The following is a 15,970-nucleotide window of genomic DNA, read 5'->3' on the forward strand; positions in this document are numbered from 1 at the left end:
CGCGGAACGCGCTTGCGACGTCAGATTGGCGTCAATACCGGCTCGCCCGCAAAATGCCGCCGGGCGTTGCTCAGAAAGTTGTCGACTGAGGCGGTGATCGCTTCCGGCGAGCGGCCGCCCACGTGCGGCGTCAACACCACGTTGCGCAGTGCCAGCAAAGCCCCCGGTGGATTCGGCTCGCCCTCGTAGACGTCGAGCGCGGCGCCGGCAATCGTGCCGGCTGTAAGCGCGTGGGCGAGCGCCGCCGTGTCGAGCACGCTGCCGCGCGAGACGTTGACCACGAAGCCGTGCGGACCGAGCGCCTCGAACACCGCCTCGTCGATCAGATGACGCGTGCCCGCACCGCCCGGCGTCGCGACGATCAAAAAGTCGCTCCAGCGCGCGAGCCCTTCCGCGCTGTCGAAGTACTGATGTGGCGAGCCTTCACGCGGCTTACGGTTGTGATAGCCGATTTCCATCTCGAAGCCCGCGCCGCGGCGCGCGACCTTCTCGCCGATATTGCCGAGCCCGACAACGCCGAGGCGCTTGCCGGAGACGTTCGGGCGCATCGGCAAGGTGTCGCGCCAGACGCCCGCGCGCGTGGCCTGATCGAGTTGCGGCACGTCGCGCACCACCGCGAGCAGCAAGGCGAATGCATGATCAGCCACACAATGATCGTTGGTGCCCGCGCCGTTGACGAGCACGATACCGCGCGAGCGGGCGTGGTCGACGGCGAGGTTTTCATAGCCCGCGCCCAGCGCGCTGAGCAGTTCGAGCTGCGGCATGCGATCGATGTCCGCGGCGGCGAGCCCGGTCGTGCCGTTGGTCAGCACGGCGCGAATCGTCTTGCCGTGCGCGTCGAGCGCGGCGGCTCGTTCGGCGGCATCGGGCGCGTAGACCACTTCGAACGCCGCCTCGATCTTGGCGCGGCTTGCATCGTTGAGGTGGATCAGAACTAGCAGGGATGGCTTCATGGCGGCGCTTTTCTTGGCAACGTGGATGGACCGGACAAGTTTCAGGCCAGTGTAACAAGGCTCCAGACCGCTTGCCGGCAAGCGTCCCGAGAGCTGGATGCCCCGCCGGGCGCACCTCAAGTCGATCGGAACCGCGCCGTTATCTTGTTTGACGCCCTGACGCAAAAATGATGCGTAACTGGTCTTTCTTTTCAGCCACAGCCCAACCCGTCTTAAAATGGCGGCACTTCCGATCCTGAGAATCTCATGCTGGACATCCTCCCGCGCGGCCCTGCGCCCGCCAACGACGATTCCGAGATGTTCGAACTCGCGCCCGTCTCGCTCTGGCTCGAAGACTTCAGCGGCGTGCGCAGCTTGTTCGACGCATGGCGGGCAGACGGCGTGACCGATCTGCGCGCGCATTTCGCCGCCAATCCGGGCTGTGTCGCGCAATGCGCGCACAGCATCCGCGTCATCAAGGTGAATCAGAAGACGCTGACGCAATTCGAGGCCGCCGATTTCGAGGCGCTTACCGGCAATCTCGCCTCGGTATTCCGCGACGACATGCTCAAGACCCACCTCGAAGAGTTATGCCAGTTGTGGGCCGGGCAATCGCAGTTCACCAGCCAGACGGTCAACTACACGCTCGGCGGGCGGCGCCTCGACGTGCTGCTCAAGGGCGCCGTGCTGCCCGGCCACGAGGCGCGCTGGGACCGCGTGCTGGTGTCGGTCGAAGACATTACGGAACTGGAAGGCGCGCGGCATCGCGTGACGCTTGCCGAGCAGTATGTGCGCGGCCTGTTCGAGTATTCGCCGGTGTCGCTCTGGGTGGAGGATTTCAGCGCGGTCAAGCGTCTGCTCGACGAAGCGCGCGCGGCCGGCATCAACGATTTCCGCGTGTTCACGGACGTGCATCCCGAGTTCGTCGAACGCTGCATGCAGGAAATCCATGTGCTCGACGTGAACCAGCACACGCTCGACATGTTCGCGGCGAAAGACAAGAAAACGCTGCTCGCGCGTCTCGCCGACGTGTTCCGTGATGACATGCGTCCGCATTTCCGCGAGCAACTGGTCGACCTGTGGGACGGCAAGCTGTTCCAGCAGCGCGAAGTGCTCAACTATTCGCTCGACGGCAGCGAGGTGCACGTGCACCTGCAGTTCTCCGTCCTGCCGGGCCATGAGAAGACCTGGGATCTGGTGCTGGTGGCGCTCACGGACATCACGGCGCGCAAGAAGGCCGAAGCCTATCTCGAGTTCCTCGGCAAGCACGACGTGCTGACCAAACTGCGCAACCGCTCTTTCTATGTGGACGAACTGAACCGGCTCGAACGCAAGGGCCCGTGGCCCGTGACGATCATCATGGCCGATCTGAACGGTTTGAAACGCGTGAACGATCAGCTCGGCCACGCCGCGGGCGACGCGCTTTTGCGGCGCGCCGGCGAGGTGCTGGCCAAGGCGACTGAGACGCCGTTTCACGCGGCGCGCATCGGCGGCGACGAGTTCGCGATCCTGATGCCGGACACCGACGAGCGCGGCGGCGCCGCGATGGTCGATGCGATCAGGCAACTGGTGGAGTTAAACAATCAGTTCTATCCGGGCTCGCCGCTCAGCTTCTCGATGGGCGCGGCCACCTGCCAGCGCGGCGACCGGCTCGAAGCAGGCGTGCAGCGCGCCGATCTGCTGATGTACGAGGAAAAGCGCGCGACCTACGCGAATCAGCCGGCTGCGAACGCGTCCGACGCGGCAGGCGGCTGACAAGCGCACGCGCCGGATCGCGGCGCGGCGCCGGCGCTGCGTCGGCGTGATAAGCGCCATTTTCCGCGTTGCAGTGGCAGCAAACGGGAAGGCCGTGCGACCGGCCGCGCCGTCAGCGGCTCGTTCAGCCCGGCAATTTGGCCGCCAGCACGTCGACCTTTTCGATAGTGGGCGGCGAGGCGAACAGTTCGCCCGCCTTCGCCATCAACGCGGCCGCCACCTTGCCGTTCAGGTGCGCGTCACGGCCGCTTTCATCCGGAAAGGCGTCGAAGATGCCGAACGTGGACGGCCCGAGCTTCAAACCGAACCACGCGACGGTGCCCGGCTCTTCCTCGACGAGCGGCAAGCCGCCAAGCAGAAACGCTTCGACCTCTTTTTCCTTGCCGGGCTTGGCTTCGAGACGAACGTACAGTGCGAGTTTGACCATGACAGAACTCCTGTTGTGAGATTCGAGCAATCGGTGTGCCTTGCAAAGCTTCGCCAGGCGTGACGAAACTTGCGGGACCGCCAGGCGATCGGAAAAGTATAGTCCGCTGCCCGTGCAGCGTCGCCACACGTGACTCGCGCCGGCCTCCGCACTCGCTAGTTTGCGCTGGCGCAGCATCCCGCGCATCGGACGCCGGCGGCCCGCCACGCGTCCGCTATACTCGCCGACCCTGAAGTTATCCGCGGCCCGCCGCGGTCTGGAAAGAAAATCATGTCGACAATTCCCGCCTGCCCGCAGTGCGCGATGGAAAACACCTACCCGGACGGCGACAACTACGTCTGCCCCGATTGCGCGCATGAATGGCCGGCGAACGCCGCCGTGTCCGCCGACGACGCCGACGAGCCCGTGGTCAAGGACGCCAACGGCAACCCGCTGGCCGATGGCGATGCAGTCGTGCTGATCAAGGACCTGAAAGTGAAAGGCTCGTCGATCACGCTGAAAATGGGCACCAAGGTAAAGAGCATTCGCCTTGTCGGCGGCGATCATGAAGTGGACTGCAAGATGGACGCCGGCAACTTCATGTTGAAGGCCGCATATCTGAAGAAGGTCTGAGTCTGAACGAACGGCGCTGGCCGGCACGGGCAGCACTCACGAGGAGCGACAGCCATGCTTTCCCACGTTTTCATCGGCATCAGTGATTTCGAGCGTGCCTGCGGCTTTTACGACGTGCTGATGGATACGCTCGATCTGCGGCTCAAGTTCCGCGATCCCGACGCATGCTGGTCCGGCTGGATGGCGGCAGATGCGCCGCGCCCGCTGTTCGTGATCGGCAAGCCTTACGACGGTCAACCAGCGTCGGCCGGCAACGGTCAGATGATCGCCCTGCTCGCCGCCGATCGCGCCACGGTCGATCGCGCGCACGCCGCGGCGCTCGCTCACGGCGGCACGTGCGGGGGGCCGCCGGGTTTGCGTCCGCAGTATCACGCGAACTACTACGGCGCTTACTTTCGCGATCCGGACGGCAACAAGCTCTGCGTGTGCTGTCATGAGCCGCAGACCTCCACCGTTGCAACCGGCACTTAAGCGCCCGGAAAGCGCAACTCGAAACGCACCACGCCCGGCGCCGGACACACCACGCGCGCCGTGCCGCCATGCAGATGCATGATCGCCTTGACGATCGCGAGGCCCAGACCGCTCGATTCGGTGAACGCGCTGCGTGCCGCGTCTGCGCGATAGAAACGATCGAACAGACGGCCTAGTTGCTCGTCGGGAATCGGCGCGCCGTCGTTTTCGACCACCACGGTGGCGCCCGCTTCGTCCTGCGTGCCACGCAGACGCACCACCGTATCGCTCGCGCCGTAACGCACGGCATTGACGACCAGGTTGTTGATCGCGCGGCGGCACAGCATCGGATTGACCGATGCCACGCCTGCGGCCTCGACCACGAAGCGCATGCCGCGTTCATCGGCGAGACCTTCGAAATAGTCTGCGATCCTGACGAGTTCCTCGCGCAGATCGACCCGTTCACGCTCCACTGAAAGCGCCGCATGGTCCGCGTGCGCGAGAAACAGAATGTTTTCCGCGATATGGCTCAGGCGGCTCAGCTCCTCGAGATTCGATTCGAGCACCTGCTGATATTCGTCGGGCTCGCGGGTCCGGGCCAGCGTCACTTGCGTCTGCCCGATCAACGCGCCGACCGGTGTGCGGATCTCGTGCGCCAGATCGGCGGAGAACTGCGAGAGCCGTTGATAACCGTCGGCGAGACGGTCGAGCATGGCGTTGAACGCGTGCGTGAGCTGGCGCAATTCGAGCGGCGCCGCCTCGCTGTCGAGCCGCACGGACAGGCTCGTGGGACTGATCTGCGCGGCGCGCGTGGCAATCTCCCGAACCGGGCGCAACGCGCGGCGCAGCACGTACCAGGCAAGCAGCGTCGCGGCCAGCATGCCGATCAGCGTGGCCAGCACGATGCGGTTGCGGTACGCAGCCAGCATGCGCACTTCCTCCGTCATCGGGTGGCCGGCGATCACTTCGACTTCGGTGCCGTCCTCGCGCGCTTTGGCGGTGGCGATCGCCCAATGCACCGGCACACCGTTGCCCAGCTGTGTCTGGCGAATGTCGGCAAAGGTCGGCAAGCGGTCCTCTACACCGGCTTGCAGCGCGGGCACCGCCACGCCCGCCGGGTTCACGTCGATGAACGGCGCCTCGCCCGGACGGCGAAACAGCAGCACGTCCTGTTCCGCGCCGAGCATGGTCTCGAACAGCAGCGGCCGGCTCTTCAATTCGCTCACTGAATAGAGATCGCGCACGATGCGGCTGAAGTGCTCGACGCGGGCGGTCAGCACCACGTCCGCGCGGCGTTGCAACGACACTTCCGCGGAGTGATAGAAATACGCGCCGAGCGTGCCGATCACCACGCACGCGATCGCCGCGAACAGCACCGTGGTGCGAGCCGTGAGCGAGCGCCCGGTCCAGAATTTCATGAGCTGTCGCCGAACGTGTAGCCGATGCTGCGCACCGTATGAATCAGCTTTTTTTCGAACGGATGGTCGATCTTGGCGCGCAGCCGCTTGATGGCCACGTCGACCACGTTGGTGTCGCTGTCGAAATTCATGTCCCACACTTCGGAGGCGATCTGTGTGCGCGACAGCGCTTCGCCCTGGCGGCGCACCAGCAGATGCAACAGCATGAATTCCTTGTTGGTGAGCGGAATCTCCACGCCTTCGCGCGTCACCTTGCGGCGCAGCACGTCGAGCTTGAGGTCGGCGATTTCGAATACGTCGCTTTCGCGGATCACGCCGCGGCGCAGCAGTGTGCGGATACGCAGCACCAGCTCCGTAAATGAAAACGGCTTGACGAGATAATCGTCCGCACCGAGTTCGAGGCCGCGAATACGGTCGCTGACGTGATCGCGCGCGGTCAGGAAAATCACTGGCAAATCGCGCCGCGCGCGCAGCGCGCGCATGATTTCCCAACCGTCGATACCGGGCAGCATCACGTCCAGCACCACGAGGTCGTAAGCATTTTCGAGCGCCATGTGCAGGCCGTCCGTGCCGGTGCGCGCGAGATCGACCGCATAGCCGCTCTCGCGTAAACCCTTCTTCAGGTAGTCGCCGGTTTTCGGATCGTCTTCGATGACGAGGATGCTCATGGTGCTCGGTGCTCCGATTCGGACGTCCGCTCAGCGGTTCGTTCTGGCGCTCGCTGAAACGCTGAAATGCTGGACGTGGATATGCCGGCCATTTTACGTGGCTGCCGCGCGCCATTCATGACGTTTTTGTCATCTGCCTGTCACTCGCCGGAGCCGGTCCCGGGTCTAATCTGCCCCCATCCGTCACCACCTGGAGCTGATTCATGAAGATCGTTTCCGCGCACGCGTTGCGCGCCTTCGCCGCCCCCGCGCTCGTTGCCGCTGCTTTGCTCGCCGCCGGGCCGGCTGCCCAAGCCCAGAACGCCATGCCTACCGGCGTGCGCGGCACGGTGACGTCGCTGTCGGGCGATCTGCTCAAGGTCCACACGCGCGACGGCAAGGATGTCGACGTGAAGCTCGCCAAGGACACGCCGATTCGCGGCGTCGTGCTCGCCAATGTGAACGACATCAAGCCGGACAGCTATGTCGGCACCGCCGCGATTCCGCAAGCGGACGGCACGCTGAAGGCGCTCGAAGTGCACGTGTTCCCGGCCAGCATGCGCGGCTCGGGCGAAGGCCACCGTCCGTGGGATCTCGGCGGCAACAGCTCGATGACCAACGGCACCGTGGGTTCGCTCGTGGTCAGCAACGGCCGCACGATCACCGTGAAGTACAAGGACGGTGAAAAGAAAATCGTGATTCCGCAAGACGTGCCTATCGTCGCGCTGGAACCGGGTGACCGTTCGCTGCTGGTGCCGGGCGCGAAAGTCGTGCTGTTTGCACACAAGGAAGCCGACGGCTCGATGGCCGCCAACTTCATCTCCGCGGGCGAGCATGGCGTGACGCCGCCGATGTAATACGGCGTTGCCAGCTTTTCTGTTTGCTTGAACAGCCGCGTTCTTCAATGGCGCGGCTTTCCACTTCCTGTTCGCCTCGCGACCCTTGCACCATGCCCGAACCGCAAACGCGCCTGCTCGTTCACCCGCTCGTCGTGCGAATCACGCACTGGATCAACGCATTCGCGATGGTCTGCATGGTGATGAGCGGCTGGGCCATCTATAACGCGTCGCCGTTTTTCCCGTTCAGATTTCCGCTGTGGGCGACCGTCGGCGGATGGCTGGGCGGCTCGATCGCGTGGCATTTCGCGGCGATGTGGCTGCTTTGCGCGAATGGGCTGCTGTATCTTGCGTATGGCATCGGGCGCGGGCATTTCCGGCGCAAGCTGTTGCCGGTTCATCCGCGCGACGTGGTGCATGATGCGAGCCTCGCGCTACGCTTCAAGCTTCCGCACGATACCGGCAGATATAACGCGGTGCAACGTGCGCTATATCTGCTCGTGTTATGTCTTGGTGTGTTGCTGGTGGCGTCGGGCCTGTCCATCTGGAAGCCGGTGCAATTCTCCTGGCTTACCGCACTATTCGGCGGCTTCGACTTCGCACGGCGTGTGCATTTCATCGCGATGGCAGGTGTAGTCGGTTTCGTGGTCGTGCATCTGGCGCTGGTGCTGCTCGTGCCGCGCACGTTGCTGCCGATGCTGACAGGGCGCGCACGGCATTCGGCGCATGAAGGGAGCCAGGCATGAGCGCATCCAAACCCAACGACGACGCGCGCCGGTCCCGCATCGTACTTGCCGATCATCAGCCGCAAATCGAACGGCTGCAACGACGCCTGTTCCTGCGCTCGTCGCTCTCCATCGGCGCATTGGCAATGCTCTCGGGCTGCAACATGCAGGACGGCGATTCGGTCGACAAGGTGCTGTGGGCCATGTCGCGCTGGAACGATCGCGTGCAGGCGTGGCTGTTCGACCGCAACAAGCTCGCACCGACCTATTCGGCACGCGAAATCACCGACCCGTTCCCGTTCAATGCGTTTTATCCGGAGTTCGACGCGCCGGACATCGACGGCTCGACGTATCAACTGGAAGTGTCGGGGCTCGTGTCGGATAAGCGCAGCTGGAATCTCGATCAGCTACGCGCATTGCCGCAGGCTTCGCAGATCACGCGCCACATCTGCATTGAAGGATGGAGCGCGATCGGACAATGGCGCGGCGTGCCGTTTCGCACGTTTCTGGAGCGCATCGGCGCCGATCTGAACGCGCGCTATGTCGGCTTCAAATGCGCGGACCGCTATTACTCCAGCCTCGATATGGCAACGGCCTTGCATCCACAGACGCAGCTCACGCTCGACTTCCGCAACGAGCCGCTACCGGCCAAATACGGCTACCCGCTGAAGCTGCGCGTGCCGACCAAGCTCGGTTTCAAGAATCCCAAGCACATCGCGGCGATCTTCGTGACCAACACGAATCCCGGCGGCTATTGGGAAGACCAGGGGTACAACTGGTTCAGCGGTTTGTAACCTGTAGCGCGGCCCGCTTGCCCGATCACACTGCGGTGACGTAACGCGCCACCGCCTTGACCACGCGCGGCGGCGGTGCATCGTAGACGGCGCGCATGCGCTTCACTTCGTCGACCGGGCTCAGCCCGAACAGACGCTTGAACTCGCGGCTGAACTGCGACGCGCTTTCATAACCGACGCGCGCCGCGGCCGCGCCCGCATTCAACCCATCCTGCACCATCAACAAACGCGCGTGATGCAAGCGCGTGGTCTTCACGTATTGCATCGGCGAAGTGGAGGTGACCGCTTTGAACTGGGCATGAAACACGGCGAGGCTCATGCCCGCTTCGGACGCGAGCGTATCGACGTCCAGTACGCCGTGGTAATCGGCATGAATTCGCCGCAGCGCTTTGGCAATGCGGCCGAAATGATTCTGATGCGTGAGCGCCGCGCGAATCGCGTCGCCCTGCTCGCCAGTCAGCACGCGATAGCAGATTTCGCGCACCACGCCGGGCGCGAGAATGCGCGCGTCGAGCGGCGACGCCAGCGCGTCCATCAGACGTTGCACCGCATTGCATAGCGCCGGGTCGAGCGGCGTCGAATAGATGCCGACGGGTTCGTGCTGCGCGGCGCCGTGCGTTTCATTCAGCGCCATCAACAATTCGGCCACCATGGTCAGATCGACGCGCACCGAGATGGCGAGGAACGGCTCTTCCGGGCTCGCCTCGGTCTCGCATTCGAATGGCAAGGGCACTGAGAGGACCAGGTACTGCTGCGCGTCGTACTGGAACACCTGATCGCCAAGAAAGCCGCGCTTGCGGCCCTGGCAGACGATCACGATGCTCGGCTCGTACATAACCGGCATACGCGGCATGGGACTATTCGCGCGCATCAGGTTGACGCCTTCGAGACTCGTGCGCGTGAGGCCCGGGGTGGGTGCGAGCGCATCGAATAATTCGACCACGCGCTGCTGGGCGGGATCGACCGAGACGGGTTCAGCGGAACGGGTTGACATGACGGTATAGTGACGTGCGAGAGAATAATGCTTGAAATTTATCACCAAACGACCTATCGCGCTCCTCACCAGGAGTTTTAGGCAAATCTTCAAGACATTCAGGTATTCCCGGGCTCCCTCCCCGCTCCTATCATGGGAACCCTGCCGGATCATCCTTTTCCGCGCTGCGCCGGGCTCGGTTGCCAATTCCAGTTTGACGAATTTGCCAGCCACCGCCCGCGCCGTGATCCCGGTTCATAACGAGGTTGGCCACATCGGCGATTTGCGTCGCCCATCGCTGGCGCCTTGCGACTTCACCCTCTTTGCTGGAGCTACCCATGAGCACGACTTATGCCTATGCAGCGACCGACGCTACCGCGCCTCTCGCCCCGTTCGAAATCCAGCGCCGCGAACTGCGCGCCCATGACGTGCAGATGGAAGTTCTGTTTTGCGGTGTGTGCCATTCCGATTTGCATCAGGCACGCAACGAATGGAAGAACACGGTGTTTCCGGTTGTGCCGGGCCATGAAATCGTCGGCCGCGTGACCGCGGTCGGGCCGAACGTGACGAAATACAAGGCGGGCGATGTGGTCGGCGTCGGCTGTCTGGTCGATTCGTGCCGCACGTGTGCGAGTTGCAAGGAAGATCTCGAACAGTATTGCGAGAACGGTTTTGTCGGCACGTATAACGGTGTCGACCGGGTTGATGGTCAGATCACTTACGGTGGCTATTCCACGCAGCTCGTCGTCGATGAAGCGTTCACGCTGCGTGTGCCGGAGAATCTCGATCCTGCTGGTGTGGCGCCGTTGCTGTGCGCGGGTATCACGACGTATTCGCCGCTGCGGACCTGGGGTGCCGGTCCTGGCAAGAAGGTCGGCATTGTTGGCCTTGGCGGGCTCGGGCATATGGGGGTGAAGCTCGCACGTGCGATGGGTGCGCATGTTGTGTTGTTCACTACGTCACCGTCGAAGATCGAAGATGCGAAGCGGTTGGGTGCGCATGAGGTGGTGATTTCGAAGAATGCCGAAGAAATGGAAGCACATTTGAATAGCTTCGATTTCATTCTGAATACCGTTGCTGCTCAGCATGATTTGAATCCGTTTTTGAATCTGCTCAAGCGGGATGGGACTATGACGCTGGTTGGTGCGCCGGAGCATGATCATCCGTCGCCGCAAGTGTTTAATCTGATTTTCAAGCGTCGCCGGCTGGCTGGGTCGCTGATCGGTGGGATTGCTGAGACGCAGGAGATGTTGGACTTCTGCGGCGAACACGGGATTACTTCCGATATTGAGGTGATTCCTATGCAGGGGATTAATGAGGCTTATGAACGGATGCTGAAGAGTGATGTTAAGTATCGGTTTGTGGTTGATTTGGATTCCTTGCGGAAGTGAGTCGGTTTTTTTTAGGCTTGCGCCGTGGGTTTTTTTTGGCCTGCGGCGTGGGGCTTTTTTGTAGTCGTTTTTTCTGACTGTGTGCTTTGGGTGTTGGCCTTTCCTTGAAATCACGGTGGTCTATTAGCGTTGCCCCTGTGCGGGGCGGCACCTACTTTCTTTGCTGCCGCAAAGAAAGTAGGCAAAGAAAGCGGCTTCACACCGCCAATTCTTAAGCGGGTCCCTCGCGCAGTCGCGGCAGTGGTGCATCTGGAATCTGTGCCCTCGCACACTCAGCCCCGGTGACAAGGCCGTCATTCTTCCGGCGGCGCTACGCGCGCCCCACGGTACTTCATTAACCCACCGGCCTTTTTCGGCGTGTCGCCGAGGCGAGGCCCCCACCACGCACAGACGAAATCATTTGTTTTAACCAGACCCTTCCGGCGAGCGCGGAGCGCGAGGCGGGAAGTATGACTGCCGTGTCACTGTGGCGGAATGTGCGAGACGACAGATTCCAGATGCACCACTGCCGTGACTGCGCGAGGGATCCGCTTCTGAGCTGGCGGTGTGAAGCCGCTTTCTTTGCCTACTTTCTTTGCGGCGGCAAAGAAAGTAGGTGCCGCCCCGCACAGGGGCAACGCTAATAGACCACCGTGATTTCAAGGAAAGGCCAACACAAAAAAACCCCACAATCCGCCGCGCAGGCAACAGCAATAGCAAGGCAAAACCCTAAACCCTCGACGGGAGCATGAACCGTGATTGACAGAATAACTGCAATGCGCACATTCATCCGAATCGTGGACACCAACAGCTTCACCCGCGCAGCGGAATCATTGAACATTCCCCGCGCCACGGCGACCACCATCGTTCAGAATCTGGAAGCGCTATTAGGCACCGTCCTCCTCGCCCGCACAACGCGGCGCCTAAGCGTCACGCCCGAAGGCGCGGCCTACTACGAACGCTGCGCGCAAATCCTCGCCGACATCGACGAAATGGAAGCCAGCATCCGTCACGCCACGGATAACCTGACCGGCCGTCTACGTATCGAAATGCCAGGGGCCGTGGCCAGCGCCATCATCCTGCCGGCCCTGGACGACTTCCACACGCGCTACCCTAACCTCGATCTCACCATCGGCATCAGCAACCGCACCGTCGATCTGATCACCGAAGCCATCGACTGCAGCATCCAGCTCGGCGAATTGCCGGATTCGAATCTGGTCGCGCGTCAACTCGGCACCCTCGAGCACGTGACCTGCGCGAGTCCGGCCTACCTGGCCCGCTACGGCACGCCCGCGGACCTCGACGATTTGCGTGGACACGTGGCCGTCAATTGCATGTCGCCGCATAACGGCCGCGAAGTGGACTTCGATTTCGAGGTGGACGGCGAAGCGCAAAACGTCAAGGTAAAAGGATTCGTCAAGGTCAGCGACGAACAGGCCTATCTCACCTGCGGCCTGCAAGGCCTCGGCTTGATCCAGCCCGCACGGATCGCCGCGCAACCGTATCTCGACTCGGGACTATTGCGCGAAGTCATGCCGCAATGGAAGCCCGTGCCGATGCCGGTTTCGGTGGCCTATGTGAAGAATCGCCGCGTGTCGCCGCGCGTGCGCGCGTTCGTGGACTGGCTGGCGGAGTTGTTCGAGAAAGCGGAGCACGTCGATCAGGATCTCTCGCGTGTCCGTCAATTGCTGCGCGGCCTGCATCCCGCCTGAGGCGGGTTGCGGGCACGCAGGCAGCGCGGTAGAAAACCGCGTCAATTAGGTAACTTGACCGGCATCGGCCGCGTCAACAGATCAACATAGAAGTTAAAAAAGTTCGGATTGTCGAAGCGTTTCACCACCGTCATCTTCTGCAATCCCGCCGACGGCGAACTCGTATAACCGGTAGCCTTGCCGTCATTCGCACCGAAGCTCATATCCACGTCCACCCACTCGTCCACGGTCTGCGTGGCGAACGAAGGATGCATCAGATACGCGAGCGTCAGCGTGTCCCAGATGTTCGTCGTGTAGTTCGGGTTGGTCTCGAAGCCATTCTTGCCGTCGAAACCATAACCGTTCAAAGTCTTGAACAATTGCGTGATGATGGTCTGCTTCGTCGGGTCGTGCGCGACACGCTCGTACAACGCCCTGTCCATCTTCACGGTGTCCGTCACATCGAGCGGAACCACCACCTGTTTGATCGGCAAACGCAACACGGCCTTCGCCGCTTCCGGATCGAACCACCAATTGAACTCGGCTGTCGGCGTGGTGTTGCCCGGCACGTCGATCGCACCGCCCATGTAAATGATCTGCTTGATTAGCGGCACGATCTCGGGATGTTGACGCGTAGCGAGCGCAATGTTGGTCAGCGGGCCGATCGCGAGAATCGTCACCTCGCCGGGATACTGCTTCACCGAGTCGACGATGAAATCCACCGCGCTCCTGCTCTGCACCTTGGTGTGTGTCGCGAAACCGTCGGGCGGCGCAACGAGATCGCTATCGGATTTCGGCTCGGGTGTATTCCATGCGCCGAGATAACCGTCGCCGCCGGGGAATTGCTTCTGCTCGGCCTGAATGGTGGCGAAATCGTGAGACAGAGCATAGTTGGCGCCGGCATATACGCCGATCTGATTTTCAACGCCCAGACGTTCAACCGATTTCAACGCATCCGCTACGCCCTGCTTCAACCATTGATTGCCGGAAACCACCGTAATACCGAGCACCTTCAATGAGCCTTGCGCCTGCAATTGCGCGGCCATGACGCCGAGTTGGCCATCGTCGCTCAGTGTGTTGTAGTCGCTGTCGATAATCACCTTCGGCGGGTTCTGCGCATTGATCTCGCTACCACCACACGCCGAGAGTGCCGTGACGGTCGCCACGCTTGCCACACACGTCAATGCCACGAGAAGTCGCTTCACTGATGTCTCCTTTTTTATAGCGCTGTGCCGCGCGAAGGAGGCTCATCATAGACGTAATCCAGATGAAATCAAATCGTCATGTCGAATGGATAATTCACGGAATCAGTTTGCGGCGAATGGTGGAACGCATGCGCGTCGAATGACGCGCATGGCGATTGAATGACGAAGCGCGCCTACGGCTGATGAGCCTGCTGTGCTGAACCCGGACACGCCGGATCCTTGCCCCAATGACCGTCACATACGCGCCAGCGGCACAACTGGTCTTCGAAGAAACCTCGCTGCCCGCACTCTTTCACGCGCTCAGCCAGCTTGGCGTTCCCAGGCGTGGCGGATGCACTGACCTTGGTCGCCGCGTTACCGCCAGCCGCCGGTTTGGCATCCGCGGGTTTGGTCCGCGCAACGAGCGCGGCCAATAGATCGGCATCCGAATCATCTTTCGAAGCATTAGCGCTCGCGCGCGTCTTCTTCGACTGAGCGACCTCGGTCGGCGCGCTCGCATGGCGATTGCTGGCCGTGGCGCTTTCCTTCTTGCCGTGGACCGCGCTCTCGTGCTTGTCCTTGCTGGCCACAGCCGTTGCGCTTTTGCCGTGCCTCGCCGCCGGCACCGTGGCCGCGGAAGCAGCCGTTGCGGATGCAACCGGCGCGGGTGCGCTGCTCGACTCCGCGCCGTCGGCGAGCGCGCGCGACAGCCGGCTGCCGTCGCTGGCGGGCGCCGTAGCGGACGCCGCGGCGGCTTTGCTGTCGCTATCGTCGGCAACGATCGTCGCCGCTTGCGAGGAAGCGGGAGCCGGCGCCTCAGCTTTGGCGACGACCTGTGGCGCGGCGCTCGCGGCAACCGCCGCCGCGGCAGTCTTCTCTCCACTGGCCGGCGCGGCCGCTGCCAGCGACTCGCTCTGCGTACGCTGTTGCATATGCCAGGCACCCCAGCCGCCGGCTGCGATTACGAGCAAGGCGACCAATAGAAGCGGCGCTTTCGACCGGCGTGGTTTTTCCGTAGGCGGCGCAACGCGGCCTTCGAGGTTCGCAAGAATTCGCGAACCATTGCCATCAGCGCCTTTAGCCTTATCGGATAACAGGCTAGGCGGGGCTTTGGAATTCGAACTTTCCGGCGCACTCATTCACTGTCTCATTGAATCCTGGATTATTTCGCCGTGATAATACGTTCCGGCTCGTCTCCGAGCAGGCCTGATTCTAAGAGCAAGCATTACAAAATACAATTGTTTCCAATTTCCGGGGTCGCCTTTGATTGCCGTAGCACTTCTCGCCTATTTCGCCATCGCCGTTGTGATCGCTGCAATGCTGCTATTGCCGACGGTACGCGCCTCTTTATTAGGTGCGGCGCTCACTATTCACGGCCGTGTTATGCGTGGAGCATCGCGCGGCGCTTCGCGCGCTCGCGGTCAATTAGCACGCTCGGCAAAAATTTCGCAATCGACGGCAGTCGATATGCAAAAGTTACTGGTAAAGCGGCGCTTGCTGATTTTTACCACGACAGGTATTCTTGCGACGCCTCCATTGGTGGCATTGGCTTTACGCGGCCGGCAATTATTCCAATTCGATGACACTGCACGGGTTCCGGACGAGAAAATTGCTGCGTTATTGAACGGCGAACAGCTCGTGCCCCCGCCGCCGTTGCCGCCGGAGGTATTCGCAACGCAGGAAGTCGAGCAGATCCGGCCCGCGCTTAAAGACGCGAGCCGCGACTGGAATTTGCTCGATGCCGATTTCAGAACGCGTTTATTGCTCGTGTACAAAATCATGCACGAGCAATACGGGTATGAAATGGCTTTGCTGGAAGGTTATCGCAGCCCGGAGCGGCAAAACCGGCTGGCGCAAATGGGGGGCAACGTCACCAATGCCGCAGCGTTTCAAAGCTATCACCAATACGGTCTCGCCGCGGACAATGCCTTTTTGCGCGACGGCAAGCTCGTCATTTCAGAAAAAGATCCTTGGGCCATGCGAGGTTATCAGTTATACGGGCAGACAGCCGAACAGGTCGGTCTGACGTGGGGTGGCCGTTGGAAAATGATGGATCTCGGGCACGTCGAATATCACAAACCCGGCTTCGTCCTCGGGCGCGGTCATTAAGGCCGAATGGGTAAAACCGGGTAATAAAGAGGTTGACATGGGGCGTT

General features: G+C 61.9%; 16 protein-coding genes. 9 read left to right on the plus strand and 7 right to left on the minus strand.

Going from position 1 to position 15,970, the window contains the following annotated elements:
- Positions 1-20: 20 nt before the first annotated feature.
- Positions 21-953: a 2-hydroxyacid dehydrogenase gene (locus P0D80_RS18900; RefSeq protein WP_408285978.1), complete on the minus strand. Its 933-nt coding sequence runs from the start codon at positions 951-953 to the stop codon at positions 21-23.
- A gap of 246 nt (positions 954-1,199) precedes the next feature.
- Here P0D80_RS18900 and P0D80_RS18905 point away from each other — a divergent pair, with 246 nt between their 5' ends.
- Complete coding sequence (locus tag P0D80_RS18905; RefSeq protein WP_408178371.1) at positions 1,200-2,687, plus strand: sensor domain-containing diguanylate cyclase; 1,488 nt, start codon at positions 1,200-1,202, stop codon at positions 2,685-2,687.
- Positions 2,688-2,811: 124 nt separating this feature from the next.
- On the opposite strand, the gene P0D80_RS18910 is transcribed toward P0D80_RS18905, so the two are convergent.
- A complete protein-coding gene (locus P0D80_RS18910; RefSeq protein ID WP_132382968.1) occupies positions 2,812-3,114 on the minus strand; it encodes a putative quinol monooxygenase in 303 nt (100 codons plus the stop codon).
- Between the two features lie 270 nt (positions 3,115-3,384).
- Here P0D80_RS18910 and P0D80_RS18915 point away from each other — a divergent pair, with 270 nt between their 5' ends.
- Entirely contained in the window at positions 3,385-3,726 is a 342-nt protein-coding gene (locus P0D80_RS18915; protein ID WP_408285980.1) for a zinc ribbon domain-containing protein YjdM, read from the plus strand.
- Positions 3,727-3,780: 54 nt separating this feature from the next.
- Positions 3,781-4,197 (plus strand): VOC family protein, encoded by a 417-nt coding sequence (locus P0D80_RS18920; RefSeq protein ID WP_408285982.1) that lies wholly within the window; start codon positions 3,781-3,783, stop codon positions 4,195-4,197.
- On the opposite strand, the gene P0D80_RS18925 is transcribed toward P0D80_RS18920, so the two are convergent.
- Both P0D80_RS18925 and P0D80_RS18930 read right to left on the minus strand, forming a co-directional pair.
- Positions 4,194-5,594, minus strand: coding sequence for a heavy metal sensor histidine kinase (locus P0D80_RS18925; protein WP_408178374.1), 1,401 nt, complete (start codon positions 5,592-5,594; stop codon positions 4,194-4,196). The genes P0D80_RS18920 and P0D80_RS18925 overlap by 4 nt on opposite strands.
- On the minus strand, positions 5,591-6,262 hold the full coding sequence (locus tag P0D80_RS18930; RefSeq protein WP_408178375.1) for a heavy metal response regulator transcription factor: 672 nt from the start codon (positions 6,260-6,262) through the stop codon (positions 5,591-5,593). The genes P0D80_RS18925 and P0D80_RS18930 overlap by 4 nt, the downstream gene beginning before the upstream one ends.
- A 203-nt stretch (positions 6,263-6,465) precedes the next feature.
- Between P0D80_RS18930 and P0D80_RS18935 the strand changes: the two genes are divergently transcribed.
- The 3 genes from P0D80_RS18935 to P0D80_RS18945 all read left to right on the plus strand — a co-directional run bounded on the left by P0D80_RS18935 (position 6,466) and on the right by P0D80_RS18945 (position 8,596).
- The gene (locus P0D80_RS18935; protein WP_132382959.1) at positions 6,466-7,098 is read left to right on the plus strand and encodes a hypothetical protein; all 633 of its coding nucleotides are present in this window, start codon (positions 6,466-6,468) and stop codon (positions 7,096-7,098) included.
- A gap of 92 nt (positions 7,099-7,190) precedes the next feature.
- Positions 7,191-7,823, plus strand: a complete 633-nt coding sequence (locus P0D80_RS18940) for a cytochrome b/b6 domain-containing protein (protein ID WP_408285983.1) — start codon at positions 7,191-7,193, stop codon at positions 7,821-7,823.
- The gene (locus P0D80_RS18945; RefSeq protein WP_132382956.1) at positions 7,820-8,596 is read left to right on the plus strand and encodes a molybdopterin-dependent oxidoreductase; all 777 of its coding nucleotides are present in this window, start codon (positions 7,820-7,822) and stop codon (positions 8,594-8,596) included. Before P0D80_RS18940 ends, P0D80_RS18945 begins: the two co-directional genes overlap by 4 nt.
- Positions 8,597-8,621: 25 nt before the next feature.
- Here the strand turns inward: P0D80_RS18945 and P0D80_RS18950 are convergent, their stop codons facing one another.
- Positions 8,622-9,590: an AraC family transcriptional regulator gene (locus P0D80_RS18950; RefSeq protein WP_408285985.1), complete on the minus strand. Its 969-nt coding sequence runs from the start codon at positions 9,588-9,590 to the stop codon at positions 8,622-8,624.
- 317 nt (positions 9,591-9,907) lie between these two features.
- On the opposite strand from P0D80_RS18950, the gene P0D80_RS18955 reads away from it, so the two are divergent.
- Positions 9,908-10,960 carry an NAD(P)-dependent alcohol dehydrogenase gene (locus P0D80_RS18955; protein ID WP_132382952.1) on the plus strand — a complete coding sequence of 351 codons (1,053 nt, stop codon included), beginning with the start codon at positions 9,908-9,910 and terminating at the stop codon, positions 10,958-10,960.
- 734 nt (positions 10,961-11,694) lie between these two features.
- Entirely contained in the window at positions 11,695-12,651 is a 957-nt protein-coding gene (locus tag P0D80_RS18960; protein ID WP_408285987.1) for a LysR family transcriptional regulator, read from the plus strand.
- A 41-nt stretch (positions 12,652-12,692) separates the two neighbouring features.
- On the opposite strand, the gene P0D80_RS18965 is transcribed toward P0D80_RS18960, so the two are convergent.
- Both P0D80_RS18965 and P0D80_RS18970 read right to left on the minus strand, forming a co-directional pair.
- Positions 12,693-13,835 (minus strand): nucleoside hydrolase, encoded by a 1,143-nt coding sequence (locus P0D80_RS18965; RefSeq protein WP_408285988.1) that lies wholly within the window; start codon positions 13,833-13,835, stop codon positions 12,693-12,695.
- Between the two features lie 173 nt (positions 13,836-14,008).
- The gene (locus tag P0D80_RS18970; RefSeq protein ID WP_408285989.1) at positions 14,009-14,953 is read right to left on the minus strand and encodes a hypothetical protein; all 945 of its coding nucleotides are present in this window, start codon (positions 14,951-14,953) and stop codon (positions 14,009-14,011) included.
- Between the two features lie 124 nt (positions 14,954-15,077).
- Here P0D80_RS18970 and P0D80_RS18975 point away from each other — a divergent pair, with 124 nt between their 5' ends.
- Positions 15,078-15,923 carry a M15 family metallopeptidase gene (locus P0D80_RS18975; RefSeq protein ID WP_408178382.1) on the plus strand — a complete coding sequence of 282 codons (846 nt, stop codon included), beginning with the start codon at positions 15,078-15,080 and terminating at the stop codon, positions 15,921-15,923.
- Positions 15,924-15,970: the final 47 nt, after the last annotated feature.

Origin of the sequence: Paraburkholderia sp. RL17-373-BIF-A (genome assembly GCF_046030175.1) — a bacterium.
GTDB lineage: Bacteria > Pseudomonadota > Gammaproteobacteria > Burkholderiales > Burkholderiaceae > Paraburkholderia.